Annotated in this window: 13 protein-coding genes; 6 read left to right on the top strand and 7 right to left on the bottom strand. The window is 64.9% G+C overall.

The features are described from left to right. Positions 1-4 precede the first annotated feature (4 nt). From WM42_RS04240 to WM42_RS04220, 4 genes are all read right to left on the bottom strand, one after another. Positions 5-964, bottom strand: coding sequence for an HNH endonuclease signature motif containing protein (locus WM42_RS04240; RefSeq protein WP_062035812.1), 960 nt, complete (start codon positions 962-964; stop codon positions 5-7). Positions 965-1,381: 417 nt separating this feature from the next. Then, positions 1,382-2,653, bottom strand: a complete 1,272-nt coding sequence (locus WM42_RS04230; protein WP_062035810.1) for an ABC transporter permease — start codon at positions 2,651-2,653, stop codon at positions 1,382-1,384. Further along, positions 2,650-3,321, bottom strand: a complete 672-nt coding sequence (locus WM42_RS04225) for an ABC transporter ATP-binding protein (protein WP_061920640.1) — start codon at positions 3,319-3,321, stop codon at positions 2,650-2,652. Before WM42_RS04225 ends, WM42_RS04230 begins: the two co-directional genes overlap by 4 nt. After that, positions 3,318-4,541 (bottom strand): efflux RND transporter periplasmic adaptor subunit, encoded by a 1,224-nt coding sequence (locus WM42_RS04220; protein ID WP_235591315.1) that lies wholly within the window; start codon positions 4,539-4,541, stop codon positions 3,318-3,320. The genes WM42_RS04225 and WM42_RS04220 overlap by 4 nt, the downstream gene beginning before the upstream one ends. Here WM42_RS04220 and WM42_RS13600 point away from each other — a divergent pair. Continuing rightward, positions 4,533-4,952, top strand: coding sequence for a hypothetical protein (locus WM42_RS13600; RefSeq protein ID WP_235591314.1), 420 nt, complete (start codon positions 4,533-4,535; stop codon positions 4,950-4,952). The genes WM42_RS04220 and WM42_RS13600 overlap by 9 nt on opposite strands. On the opposite strand, the gene WM42_RS04215 is transcribed toward WM42_RS13600, so the two are convergent. After that, positions 4,943-5,959: a PspC domain-containing protein gene (locus WM42_RS04215; RefSeq protein ID WP_062035808.1), complete on the bottom strand. Its 1,017-nt coding sequence runs from the start codon at positions 5,957-5,959 to the stop codon at positions 4,943-4,945. The genes WM42_RS13600 and WM42_RS04215 overlap by 10 nt on opposite strands. A 112-nt stretch (positions 5,960-6,071) precedes the next feature. Here WM42_RS04215 and WM42_RS04210 point away from each other — a divergent pair, with 112 nt between their 5' ends. Genes WM42_RS04210 through WM42_RS04200 form a run of 3 tightly spaced genes read left to right on the top strand, consistent with a single transcriptional unit; the run spans position 6,072 to position 9,055 of the window. After that, a complete protein-coding gene (locus tag WM42_RS04210; RefSeq protein WP_062035807.1) occupies positions 6,072-7,220 on the top strand; it encodes an ATP-binding protein in 1,149 nt (382 codons plus the stop codon). 2 nt (positions 7,221-7,222) lie between these two features. Continuing rightward, complete coding sequence (locus WM42_RS04205; RefSeq protein ID WP_062035806.1) at positions 7,223-7,876, top strand: response regulator transcription factor; 654 nt, start codon at positions 7,223-7,225, stop codon at positions 7,874-7,876. A gap of 36 nt (positions 7,877-7,912) precedes the next feature. After that, positions 7,913-9,055 carry a hypothetical protein gene (locus WM42_RS04200; RefSeq protein ID WP_145915034.1) on the top strand — a complete coding sequence of 381 codons (1,143 nt, stop codon included), beginning with the start codon at positions 7,913-7,915 and terminating at the stop codon, positions 9,053-9,055. Here the strand turns inward: WM42_RS04200 and WM42_RS04195 are convergent. Further along, positions 9,052-9,465: a hypothetical protein gene (locus WM42_RS04195; protein ID WP_062035804.1), complete on the bottom strand. Its 414-nt coding sequence runs from the start codon at positions 9,463-9,465 to the stop codon at positions 9,052-9,054. The genes WM42_RS04200 and WM42_RS04195 overlap by 4 nt on opposite strands. A 59-nt stretch (positions 9,466-9,524) precedes the next feature. On the opposite strand from WM42_RS04195, the gene WM42_RS04190 reads away from it, so the two are divergent. Then, positions 9,525-10,208 carry a hypothetical protein gene (locus WM42_RS04190; protein ID WP_062035803.1) on the top strand — a complete coding sequence of 228 codons (684 nt, stop codon included), beginning with the start codon at positions 9,525-9,527 and terminating at the stop codon, positions 10,206-10,208. Beyond that, positions 10,205-11,773: a DNA polymerase Y family protein gene (locus WM42_RS04185; protein ID WP_062035802.1), complete on the top strand. Its 1,569-nt coding sequence runs from the start codon at positions 10,205-10,207 to the stop codon at positions 11,771-11,773. The genes WM42_RS04190 and WM42_RS04185 overlap by 4 nt, the downstream gene beginning before the upstream one ends. On the opposite strand, the gene WM42_RS04180 is transcribed toward WM42_RS04185, so the two are convergent. Beyond that, positions 11,770-12,390, bottom strand: a complete 621-nt coding sequence (locus WM42_RS04180; protein WP_062035801.1) for an AMIN-like domain-containing (lipo)protein — start codon at positions 12,388-12,390, stop codon at positions 11,770-11,772. The genes WM42_RS04185 and WM42_RS04180 overlap by 4 nt on opposite strands. Positions 12,391-12,472 lie beyond the last annotated feature (82 nt).

Below are 12,472 nucleotides of genomic sequence, written 5' to 3'. Positions count from 1 at the left end.
GGGGTTAGTCCACCGTGCAGAGGTAGCGCTTGCCGTAGGGCGTGACGTACCAGTAATTGCCCTCGGCATCGCGGGTATACGAATCTTCGTCGGCCTTGCGTCCGTTATGGAACCGGCATAACGGCACAAGGTTTGCGACGTTCGTGTCGCCGCCTTTGTTCCGTGGGATGAAGTGGTCACGCTCGCACTCCAGAGCCGGGGTCACACATCCTGGGTGAATACACTGCGGATGCAGCGCAAACGCCATGAGTGTTTGCTTCTCGTTGAAGATCGGCGTGGTCTTAAAGCAATCCACCGGCTCACCCCAATCAGTCACCAACGTAACGTAGCCGACCTCCGCCAACTTCTCCTGCACAAGCAAACGAGCTGGGCGCACCGTGCCATCCGTGGCACGAATGAGCTTGCCCTCGGCGAGGTACTCCTCGTGCTCGTCGAGACGAATAACTACGTGCGCAGCACGGGCTGGGGCTTGAATTTGTTCTCCGTCGGCGACGAACTGTTTGAACCCGTCGAGCAGGTCGTCGCCGGGCAGCGCGCTGAGCATGTCCATCAGCCACGGGTCTTGGGTGTTAATCACCAAACGGTGCCAGCCGTCTTTGCCATAGGTATGGCGGGCGGACTCTACGCGGATCTTCGGCTTGGCAAGACTCGCGCCGACCTCATCGAGCTTGGTCTCCGCGGTTCCACACAAGGTGATGCGGGCGGCGTTAGGGTCGTCGCAGCGCGCGGCGAGCACCTCGATGCGGGCGAGCACGCGCAGGCTGTGGCCGGCAGCCCGGGCGGCCTTGCGGGCCTCGGCGATGCCTCTGGGCTTAGTGCGCCAGTAGACGGCGGCCAAGGGCTGGATGAACGTGGCGTCGGCGAGTGTTAGGCCGCGGTCGCGGAGTTCAGCCACGGTGAGTCCTGCGGCTTCCTTGAGAGAATCGACGCCGAGAGCAAGGGCATCGAAGATGGAGACGGTCATGCCACGGAGGTTAAGGAGGCGTCGGAAAGCCTGCAACCGATTGTCCAATGTATTTGTCGAACAGGGGTATTCGAACAGGGGGTAGACCTAGAGTTGGGCGATGGAGGCGCAGAGCGCGTCGACGTCCTCGTCGCGCGTGGACTAGGACGTGCAGAAACGCACGGCGCATAGGCCGTCGTGTTCCTCGAAGAACTGGCAGACGTACTGGCTCGAGAGCGCGGCCTCCTGGGCCGGGGTGTTGACCTGCGTGCCGCCCACCATGAAGTACACGGCTGCGGCGGGCGCGGCACACGCGGCGCGGGCCGAGTGCTCGTCGAGGCCGTAGCCCGCATGCGATCCGGGCACCGTGAGCGCGGAGAGGACGGCGGGATAGGCGGTTTCGTTGTAGTCGTTGCCGAAATGAATGATGCAGCCAGGCTACTCGTAGCGCAGCGCCTCAATCGGGTCGAGTTTTGCCGCCTTGCCGGCGGGGTAGTAGCCGAAGAAGAGCCCGATGGCGAGCGCGAAGAGCAACGAGACCACAATCGCGCCGAGCGGCGGGAACACGAAGTAGCCCATGAGCGATGAGCCGATCATGCCCGCCACAGAGCCGAGCACCACGCCGATGAGCCCGCCGATGAGACACACGATGATGGCCTCCGTCACGAACTGCAGGCGGATGTCACCCCGCCGCGCGCCGAGCGCCTTGCGCACGCCAATCTCGCGCGTGCGCTCCGTGACGGTAATCAGCATGATGTTCATAACACCGATGCCGCCGACGAGCAGCGAGATACCGCCGATCGCCGCAATCGCCGCGGACAACGCCGTGAGCAGCTGGTTGAGGCTCGCGAGGTCCTTGCTGAAGTCGGTGACCTCGACGCGGTAGTCCTCGTTGTCGGCGTACATCGAGTCGAAGGCCGCTTGGAGTCGCGCGCCGAGCGCGGCCTTGTCCGTGCCGGGCGCCGCGCGCAGGGACACGGAGGAAAAGGCCTCGCCGGCTAAAGGGGCATCGGAAAGCTGGGCAGCGAGGGGATAGGGCACGAGCGCGTATTCGGCCTCGCCGCCACCGATGAGCGCGCCGGTGTCGGGGGTGTCGTAGACGCCGATGACGGTGAGCTCCAGATCCGTGCCGTCGAGCGGGGCAAAATTCAGTGTCTGGCCCACCGGGTCGGCGTCGCCGAAGAGCTCGGTGGCGGTCGTGGCGGAGAGCATGGTCACGGCACGGTCGGCCGCGATGTCGTCGTCCGTGAGTGCGCGGCCGGCGCGGACGGTGAACTGCGAGGCCGTCACGTAGTCCGGGTTGGTTGGTTTCACCATCACCGCTGAGCTTTCCGATGCCTCCTCCACCGCCAGGTCGCCCGGATACGTGTCGGATTCGCCGATGATGACGCTCTCGACGTCGGGAGCGAGCGCCGTGCGCACCTGCTCGAGCTGTTCGGGGGTGAGGAGGGAGTCGGGGTCGTCGACGGAGGATTCGACGTGGTAGTCGGTCTCGCCTTCGTCGGTGCGTTCCTTGACCTGGACCTGGAAGTTATTGGCGCCGACCTTGTCGAGGTCAGAGGTGAACTGGCCCTTGAGCGCGGAGCCGAGGGTGAGGATCGCGATGACGGCGGCAATGCCGATGATGACGCCCAGCAGCGTGAGTAGCGAGCGCATCTTGTTGGTGCGCAGCGAGGTGAGCGCCATGCGCAAAGATTCGGTGAGATTCATTTCAGCACCCCGTCCGTCATGGTTACGGTGCGCGAGCACTCGGCGGCAAGCTCCGGGTTGTGGGTGATAAACACGATGGAGGTGCCGCGCTCGCGGTTGAGCTCGTGGAAGAGGTCCATGACGAGGCGGCCGGTCTGGGAGTCAAGGGCACCGGTGGGCTCGTCGGCGAGGATGACCTCCGGGTTGTTGGCGAGCGCGCGGGCGATGGCGACGCGTTGCTTCTGGCCGCCGGAGAGCTCGTTGGGCAGGTGGCTGGCGCGCTCGGACATGCCTACGAGGTCGAGGAGCTCGGCGGCGCGGCGGGCGCGTTCGCGGCGGGGCACGCCGGCGTAGACCATGGGCATCTCCACGTTGGCGAGTGCGGTGATGCGGCCGATGAGGTTGAAGTTCTGGAAGACGAAGCCAAGCTTGTCGGCGCGCAGGCGGGCGAGCGCGTCATCGTCGTAGGTGGAGACGTCCTCACCGCCGAGGAAGTACTCGCCTGCGGTGGGGCGGTCGAGCAGCCCAATGATGTTCATGAGCGTGGATTTGCCGGAGCCGGACTGGCCAATGACGGCGACGAACTCGCCGGGCTCCATCTGAAAGTCGCAGCCGGGCAGGACGGTGATTTCGGCATCGGTGCCTTCGTTAAAGCGCTTGACGATGCCTCGCATGTCGATGAGGCTCATTTCTCTCCGCTCGCTGCGTCGGGCAGGGATGCCTGTTGGCCTACGTCGCCTTCGTGGGCCGCGCCCTGGGTGAGTACGCGGTCGCCGCGGTGGAGGCCAGAGGTGACGGCGGCTTCGAAATCGGTGCGGGTGCCCAATTTCACGTCGCGGCGCTCGATGGTGCCGGAGTCGGAAACGACGAGCACGGCTTTGTCGCCATCGATGAGCGCGCTGAGCGGAACCGTCAGTGCGTCTTTGTCCTCGTGCGTGACGACCTTGACCTTTGCCGTGGAACCTAGACGCAGGCCCTCGCGGTTGCCGTCCACGCGGACTTCGATGGGGAACTCGGCTTTCCCTGAACCCGCGCCGGTGCCGCTCGCCGCCGGTGCGGAGGCCCCAGAGCCGGCGGCCTCGGCGGGCGCGGCGGGGGCGGCGGGGGCGGCGGAGACGGGCGAGATGAAGGACACGGTGCCCGTGTATTCCTTATGCGGCTGGCTGGGGGAGGTGAACGTGACGCGGTCGCCGACCTCGATATCCGCGATGTCGGCTTCCTTGACCGTTGCCTTGACGAGGAGGGACGAGTCATCCGCGATCGCGAGCAGTGGCCCCTCGGCGGGGCGGCCTTGCTGCGCGGTGACGGACGTGATCACTCCATTAAGCGGAGAAAATAGCTGAGAACCAGAGATGTCGAACTCGAGTTTCGCATTGGCTTCCTCGGCGGCGACGCGTGCGCCCGCGGCGGACTTGAGGGCGTGGTTGACGGCCTGGGACTGCGCGTCGATTTGCTGTTGGGCGCTGAGCTCGGCGGCGCGCTGGGCGAGCTGGGCATCGGAAAGCTGGGCGTAGGCAGCGTTGGCGGCGCGCTGTTTGGCACCGACCTCGCGGTCCACGGCCTCGAGCGCGCGGGCGTAGGACTCCTCGGCGCGGTCAACCTGCTTCTGGGCGTCGCTGACCGCGTCATCCGCCTCGGTCGAGGCGAGCAGCGACGTGGCCATGGTGGCGCTGTCTGCGGTGGCCTCGCCAGCAGCACCGAGTGAGGCGAGCGCGGCCTGGAGCGATGCGTTATTCGCGGTGCGCAGCCCGGCGCGGGCCGTGTCTACCGCGGCGGCGGCTTCGGCGACGGAAGGATCTGCGGCGGCGCGGGACTCGGCGACGGCCTGCTGCGCGTCGTCGAAGCTGTGCTGCGCGGTGTCCACGGAGGCGCGGGCGGCATTGACCTCGCCGTTGAGGCCTTGATCCAACGCGTCCTGGAGCTGGTTGAGCTGGAGCTGCGCGTCCTCGACCTGATTGAACGCGCCGACTTCTTCCGCGGCCTGAGCGGCACGCTGACTTTGGAGCTCGCGTTCGGTAGCAGAGGTGTCGAAGGAGGCGAGGCGCTGGTTGGCCGTGACGCGCTGGCCGACCTTCGCGTCGAGCGTGACGATGGGCCCGGTCTGCGTCGTGGCGAGCGAGACCTCGCGGGCGGGTGCGATCGAGCCCGTGGCGGGCACGGACTGCGTGATGTCCTTCGCCGCGACGGTCGTGACATCGGCGGCGGTGAGCACCACGCCGTCGGGGCCGAAGGTGAGGTAGTAGGCGCCGCCACCGCCCACAGTGAGGACGGCGAGGGCGGCGGTCGTGATAGCGATAGTCTTCTTTTTCATTATTCGTGAATAGTAGTAGTGCCAATTCCGTTATCGATAATTAATGTCAGCTTAGCGCCTCGATCCGTGCGTGGAACGCAGTTGCTCTCACCAATGCCGGCGTCGCATTCGATCGCGATGGGCAGGTTGTCCGGCAGGTAGACTTCCGTGGCACCAATTCCGTTGTCGACGGTCACGGTGCGCGGGGAGTCGAGCTCCAGCTCACGCAGGTCGAGCGTGAGCTTGCCGATGCCATTGTCGTAGAGGTCCTGCAGCTCCGCGCCATCGTGCGGGGTAAACCGTACGTCGCTGGAGGTCTCGTCCTCGCTGGTCATGGTCATGGTGAGCACGAAGCCGAGGCCGGCGATGACGGCGGCGGAAATCGCGATGGCCGCAATGACGCCTTCGCGGTGCTTCTTCTTTGGCTCAGGCTGCTTGTAGGGCGCTGGGTCGGGCAGATGCCAGGCCTCGGGCACCGTGCCCAGGGGATCCCAGGACGGTGGGGTCGTGCGCCCCGGCGGAAACGGGTAGCCTTCGACGGGGGTGAAGGCGGACATATCGGGGCCCGGGGTGGTATCGGGGATCGGCGACGCGAGGACGCCGGCGGGCGGGATGGGTTGGCGTTGGTGCAGTCCGTACCAGGCTACGGCAGCGAGGATGAAGATGACGACGGTGGAGAGGGTTTGCTTCTCGCCGAATAGCGGGCCGAAGCCGGCCGTGGCGGCGAAGAGAATGATGAGCCCGATGGCGAGGCTGGATTCGGACTTTGGGCCGTCGGCCTTGCCAAAGAGGTCCTGGACGGGTGCGGTGGCCTTGCCGTAGAGCGGCATGCACATCCATGCCAGGGCGTAGAGCGCGATGCCGCCGCCGAGGACGAGCGCGGTAACAACGAAAGCCACGCGGACGAGGACCGGGTCGATTTGGTAGCGCACGCCGATGCCTTCGCAGACACCGGCAATCATGGCATTGCCGCCCTGGTTTCTCGGGATGCGGGGCGGGCGCGTGTCCCACATCTGGTTGAGAGTCGCGGTGTTCATACCTATATTGTGACGCACCGCGAGGTACGCCACCATCGGGGAACGCCCTGATTTTTGAACTTCAGGGTTTACCCCGATCCGCGCGGGGTGCAGCCGTGCGAAGATTAAGCGCATGAGTTCTCCCTATGCTTCGCGCGCGACTCAGCCCGCGTTCCCGACTTTGGCACGTCCCCAGGACGGCCGCGTCGTGGCGGGCGTGGGCGCGGGGGTCGCGGCGCACCTGGGCGTTGACGTGTTGTTCGTGCGTCTGGCCTTGACCGCGTTGTGCGCCTTGGGCGGCCTCGGCGCGTTCCTCTACGCCGGGGTATGGGTTGCGACCAAGCCTGCCGATGCCCCCGCGCCCGCCTCCCGCTTCGACTTCCGGGCTAACTGGTTGCTTGTCTTCATTGCCGTGGCGGCGGTCGTCAGCGCGCTGGCCAGCGGAGCCAACATGCTGCTGCCGCTGGTCATCGTAGGCGCGGGCGCGCTCGTGACGTGGCAAGCCTATGACCGCGGGCTCGAGAACGTATCGAGCAAGCTGAGTATTGCTGCGGGTAGTGTGCTCGTCTTGTCCGGCGTGGTCATTACCATCGCGCGGTGGGACGGCGGCGCGGACTTTATTCCGGCGTTGGCGGCGGTCGCGCTGACCGTTGTCGGCCTCGGCGCCCTCGTGGTGCCGCTCGTGCTCAAGCTGTGGCGCCAGGTGGCGGATGAGGGCGCGGAGAAGGCGGCATCGGAAGCCCAGGCGATCATGGCGGCGCGCCTACATGACTCGGTGCTGCAGACCTTGGCGCTCATTCAAAAACGCGCGGAGGATCCGGCGGAGGTCGCGCGGCTCGCACGATCGCAGGAACGCGAGCTGCGTGCCTGGCTATTTGACGCCCCCTCGGCGGCGCCGGCGACGGTCTTTGGCGCGCTGGCCGCGGCGTGTGGCGAGGTCGAAGACCTGTTCCCGGTGCGGATTGCGCCGGTGACGGTGGGCGAAGATATCGAGCTTACCGAGCCCACGAAGCTAGCGGTGCAGGCGGCGCGGGAAGCGATGGTCAACGCCAGTAAGCACGCGGGCGTCGATACGGTGGACGTGTATGCGGAAAACTTAGCCGGCGAGCTGTCCATTTTTGTGCGCGACCGTGGCGCGGGCTTTGACCCGAACGCGGTGACCGGGGACCGGCACGGAATCCGGGACTCTATCCGCGGGCGCATGGAACGCGCCGGGGGCACCGCGCGGGTGAACTCGCGTCCGGGAGAGGGCACCGAGGTGGAGCTCACGGTAGCTTTGTAGCCATGGTTTCCGTTTTCCTCGTCGATGATCATTCTGTCTTCCGTGCCGGCGTGCGTGCGGAGTTGGCCGACGCAGGGGATATCGAGGTCGTGGGCGACGCGGGCACGGTCGCCGAGGCGGTCGCGGGGATTGAGTCGGCGCACCCGGACGTGGTGCTGCTCGACGTGCATATGCCGGACGGCGGCGGGTTGGCCGTGCTGCGTGGCGCCTCGGGCCCGGTGTACCTGGCGCTGAGTGTCTCGGACGCGGCGGAGGACGTCATCGCGCTCATCCGTGCCGGCGCTCGGGGCTACGTGACGAAGAATATTTCAGGCCCGGAGCTGGCCGCGGCCGTGCGCCGGGTGCATGAGGGGGATGCGTATTTCTCGCCGCGGCTGGCGGGGTTCGTGCTTGATGCGTTCGCATCGGGTGCGCCTGCCGAGTCGAAGCCCGGCGCGCCGGACGAATCCGTGGGCCCGGCGGTCGATGCGCTAACACGGCGCGAGCTCGAGGTGCTGCGGCTGCTCGCGCGCGGTTACACGTATCGCGAAATCGGCGAGCGTCTCTTTATCTCGGTGAAGACGGTGGAGACGCATGCTTCTAATATTTTGCGCAAGACGCAGCAGTCGAATCGTCATCAGTTGACTCGCTGGGCGGCTAGCCATGATCTGGATTAAGTTATTTACATGCGTCTATCTCTCCCTATTGCTTGCGTGACCCTATCCCTTAGCCTTGTTGCGTGCTCTGCTGCGGGTTCAAAAGATGAGCCGCTCTTTGACCCAAACGCTGCGTCTGACTCCAAGGAACCGGAGTTCAACATGGTTGATTTGTGGAGCGGCGAGGCCGATAAGGGTGCCGTGGAAGGCGCTGAAGAATGCGCGGATCCTTTCTTTGACCTAGGTGATACCTATGCTGGCTATTACCTGATGCAGCGCAAGGTGGGGCTGGATAGCCCGCGCGGGCATGCCCTCGGAATGGGAGATGACCTGGGGCTGGTGGATAACCAGTTCGACCCGTGTGCGCCGATGAGTTACGCAGTCGTGTCTATCGACGACCGCGTCGGCCGCTACAACAGCGAGGGCAAGTCCGAGCCTTCCCAGGACCACGGCGAGGCGGTGCTCTTCTTCGCGGGTGAGGATTTGGCTAAAGACTCCGTTATTAAGATTGCCTCGCGCGTCGAGGACGTCGACATCGAGGGCACCGAGGCCACGGTGACCTATGCGGAGGGCCAGAAGGTCTCTTACTCCCTAGATGGTGACAAACTGGTCGTGGGCGATGGCCTGGAGAAGCTGCAATCTGATTATGACGGCTACGATGATGCCTACCTGGATTTCGAGCGCGCATTGCCAGGCAGTGATGGCGGGCGCCCAGTGGGACTGGGCAACGTGAACGTGAAGCCGTGGGATGAAAACCGCGATGAGTTGGTGCGAGATCAAAGGTCTTTCCGTATTCCTGCCCGCGAGTCAGACTATGTATGCCGCTGGGAGAACTTTTCTCTGGTTTGCGCGGCAGAGGAGGGAACGCCATTTCCTTCTGAGGCGGACTTTGACTTGACCTCGCCGTCGGATAAAGCCGAGCGGGCGGCCAGCATCCAGCTGACCATGCCTTTCGGTGTTTTCCCGAAGGACGTCGACGATAGTTTCTTCCACGCGGACGAAGCGCTCAAGGATGAGCAGGTTACGGCCGTTGGCACGATGCTTTTTGATACCCGCGGCGATGGCATCACGCTTTTCGACGGCCACGTCGGCATGCGCTTTACCCCCGACGGGCCAAAGAAGGTGCCGGTTGAGCATAGCCTGACCAGGAAATACTGGCCGGATCCGACGGAGCTCGATAGCTTTAACGAAGCTGGCTAGGCATAAGCTAGTTTGCGGGTGCCGTCGACGTGGGGGAATACGAAAAAGGCGGCGCCGGAAATCAGCAGCCAGGTCACGGCCACGCCCCAGGCTGGAAGCGTAAAAAGAGGGGCGAGCATGACGATGAGCCATAGCAGCATCAGGGGGATGAGCTGGCTGATATTCGGCAGCATCGTCACGTTCTTTTTGTCCGCGTAGGCCCGTAGTTGCGTGCGGTAGGGGTGCAGAAAAATGAGGGCGAAGGCCGCAATGAGAAAAAGCAGGCCAACCCCGATGGCGATGCCGAAGTGGACATCGCTGACCAACACAGCCACGGCGGCGCCGATGAGGAGGGAAGCGCCCAATCGCACCCAGTGTGGGGTGGGGATTGGGGTTTCGCGGCGGCGGATATCGCTGGCATGGGCAGTCATGCCGGTTAACGCTACCACTGCAATTGCAAGAGCATAGGGGCAAGGGCCATAATGGAGGCATGAATCAAACAAGTGTTCGTATAGCGGAGGTGGCCGCGGGGCAGAGTCGCGCGGACCAGATTGCCGCTTTGCGGGCGCAGATGCACAAGCTGGAAGCGCCTCGAACCGCCCCGGCAGTGCAGTCAGATGAGGAAGTGGTGGAGGTGCCTTCTTCCCTGGCCAGGCTGCTTCCTGGTGGGGGCCTCGCGCGGCGCAGTGCGGTGTATTGTGGGGTGTGTCCTGCGCTTATTGTCGAGCTCGTTTGTCATATTAGTGCACAGGGTGGACACGTCGGCGTTGTTGGCTGGCCGGAGCTGTCTCTCGCACAGGTGGCCGAGTCGGGGGATTTGCGCCGCGTGATTGTCGTCCCGGATCCCGGCGCTGAGCCGTGGTCGGTGACGGGAGTGTTGGCGGAAGGCCTCGACGTTGTGATCCATCGCGGGGCGGGGCTGGTTACGCCTTCGAAGGCACGTCCGGTTCTTGCGAAGATCCGCGGCGGGCAGGCGGCCGTGGTGACGGTGGGCGTGCGCCTGCCGGGAACCACCACGGAAATCGAAGCGGAAGTCACCAGCTTCCGCGGGCTGGGGCGCGGAAGTGGGCGCATTAACGGCGTGGATATTGCAGTAAACGTGGAGTCCAAGGGCGCGCGGGCGCAGCGCGGCACGGTGACGTGTGGGCAGCGGCGTCGGCTGGAGGCGGTATGAGGGTCGCGGCGCTGTGGTTTCCAGATTGGCCGGTCCAGGCGCTGCGGATGCAGGAGGCGGCGCGGGTAGGTGCAGTGCGGGGAGACACAATGCGGGAGCGGGCTACAGCTATCGTGGCGCAGCACAAGGTCGTTGTATGCGATGGCCTCGCGCGCCGAGCCGGCGTGCGCCGCGGGATGCGCTTGCGCCAGGCGCAGGCGGTGCTGCCAGAGCTGCGCGTCGAGGAGCTTAACGCGGATCGTGATGGCGCTGCCTTTGCCGAGATTGCCGCCGGCTTGGATGCGGTGGCCTCCTCCATCGAGGTGCTGCGTCCGGGCCTGGTCATCGTGGATGCTGCTGCGGCGGGGCGTTTCCACGGCGGTGAGGACACGGCGGTGCACATGCTTGTCGACGCCGCCTCCCGCGCCGGCCTCGACGCCACCGTCGGGGTGGCAGACGAAATCACCACGGCGCTCATCGCAGCCCGCCACAATGGCCTGGGCGCGGTGGTGCCGGAGGGCGCTTCGCGGGAGTTTTTAGCGGTCCAGCCCTTAAGTGTGCTGGCCGCAGAGGTGTCTTTGGGCTGCGCGAAAGAAGCAGTAGAACAGCTGCGGCAGCTGGGGATTAGCAACCTCGGCGAGCTGGCGGCATTGCCGGCTAGGCAAGTAATGACGCGCTTTGGGCAGGCAGGAAGGCGTTGTCATGACATAGCTAATGCTGTCCCGGATAGGCGGGTGGCGCCGGAGCTTGCGCGGCCGGATTTGGCGGTGGAGGTCAGCTATGAAGAACCCTTAGAGCGAGTGGACGCCGCGGCCTTTGCGGCGCGCCAGTTGGCGGCGCAGCTGCACAGCGTGCTCGCGGAGGCAGGGCAGATGTGCGTGCGTTTGCGGGTCGTCGCGGAGTTTCTAGGCGGCGCGGTGCTGGAGCGCGTGTGGCGTACGCAGGAGGCCCTGGATGAAAGCGCAACGGCCGATCGCGTCCGCTGGCAGCTGGATGGCTGGCTGAGCTCGGCGCGGGCGGGCGCGGAAGGCGGCGTCGTCAGGCTGGCGTTGGAACCGGTAGAAACCGCGGCGCCGGAGGGCGAGGGCCTGTGGGGGCAGACGAAGAGCAATGACAAAGCCAAGCGGGTCATCGCGCGCGTGCAATCGCAGCTGGGCGTGGATCGAGTACTGCAGCCGCGGGAGGCCGGCGGGCGTGGGGTGGCAGAGCGCATCGAGTACGTCCCCTACGGCGAGCAGCGCGACCCCGCTCCGCAGGGCAGCTGGCCAGGCCGAATTCCCTCGCCGCTGCCGGCAAGTTTGGCGCACCCTGCCTCGCGCATCCGGCTTCTCGACGCCTCCTCCCACGACGTCTACGTCACCGCCGAAGCGCTATTGAGCGCGGCGCCAGTGGCGTTGAGCTGGGGTAACAAGCGCTATCAGGTCATCGGCTGGGCTGGGCCATGGCCGGTGGATACTGCGTGGTGGGGAGAGGAAGCTCAAAGGTTTGCACGCTTGCAAGTGGTAGGCCAAGGCACGCAGAATCAGCGGGCCTGGCTGCTGGTCTGGGCGGCCGGGCGGTGGAGCGTGGAGGCGTCCTATTGCTAGGTGGCAGCGAGGAAATCGATGACCAGGCGGGTGGGTTCTTCCAGGACCTGCACGGAATATGGGTGGCGTTCCTTTAGGCCAACCACGAACTGGGAGCGGCCTTCGAATGTACCGGAGCTTTTGACCTCGGTGATAAAACCGCCTGCGCCGGGGGTGGAGCCGAGATTGGGATCGGCCATGTCTTTTTCGAAGGGATAAACGGTGCCGTCGATGTTGACGTTGAGAGCCGTGGCGCCTTCATAGTCGATGGCGTTGCCGGAACCCTGCTGCAGAGGCTTGTCTGTGTAGTCGATGAACCAGCCGGGGCTGCCTTCCCCAGTGAATTCGAAGACGACGCGTTCGAAGCCATTGTGATTGCCTACGCGAACATCGGTGACAACCAGCTGGGAAGGCACCGCGGGGCGTTCTGTCTTGCGGCTGAGATTGGTGACGCCAAGCGGGGTTACACCGGCTGGAGCAGAGGTCGTGGGGGCGCCTTCGACAGAGGACGTAGTAGATACCGCCTCTGTGAACGCGAGACTGGATTTATCCTCTGTGTCGCTAGCGCAACTTACCAAAGCTACAGATCCGAGAGTAAGGACAGCGAGAGTAGGCACGAGGGAGGACAATTTCGGCATGCAAACAGACTATTGCCTAGCCACCGACTCTGTATAGCCAAGGCAGGATTCTTAACCACATTGTTGTCATCATTTTCATTTT

It is taken from the genome of Corynebacterium simulans, assembly GCF_001586215.1.
Classification (GTDB): domain Bacteria; phylum Actinomycetota; class Actinomycetes; order Mycobacteriales; family Mycobacteriaceae; genus Corynebacterium; species Corynebacterium simulans.
Note: the sequence above shows the minus strand (reverse complement) of the source record. Positions and strands in the feature narration are given on the sequence as shown.

Coding starts and splice junctions, on each gene's coding strand:
- WM42_RS04180 (WP_062035801.1), bottom strand. CDS start 12,390: ATGCCGAAATTGTCCTCCCTCGTGCCTACTCTCGCTGTCCTTACTCTC.
- WM42_RS04215 (WP_062035808.1), bottom strand. CDS start 5,959: ATGAACACCGCGACTCTCAACCAGATGTGGGACACGCGCCCGCCCCGC.
- WM42_RS04240 (WP_062035812.1), bottom strand. CDS start 964: ATGACCGTCTCCATCTTCGATGCCCTTGCTCTCGGCGTCGATTCTCTC.
- WM42_RS04185 (WP_062035802.1), top strand. CDS start 10,205: ATGAGGGTCGCGGCGCTGTGGTTTCCAGATTGGCCGGTCCAGGCGCTG.
- WM42_RS04205 (WP_062035806.1), top strand. CDS start 7,223: ATGGTTTCCGTTTTCCTCGTCGATGATCATTCTGTCTTCCGTGCCGGC.
- WM42_RS04190 (WP_062035803.1), top strand. CDS start 9,525: ATGAATCAAACAAGTGTTCGTATAGCGGAGGTGGCCGCGGGGCAGAGT.
- WM42_RS04210 (WP_062035807.1), top strand. CDS start 6,072: ATGAGTTCTCCCTATGCTTCGCGCGCGACTCAGCCCGCGTTCCCGACT.
- WM42_RS04225 (WP_061920640.1), bottom strand. CDS start 3,321: ATGAGCCTCATCGACATGCGAGGCATCGTCAAGCGCTTTAACGAAGGC.
- WM42_RS04230 (WP_062035810.1), bottom strand. CDS start 2,653: ATGAATCTCACCGAATCTTTGCGCATGGCGCTCACCTCGCTGCGCACC.
- WM42_RS04195 (WP_062035804.1), bottom strand. CDS start 9,465: ATGACTGCCCATGCCAGCGATATCCGCCGCCGCGAAACCCCAATCCCC.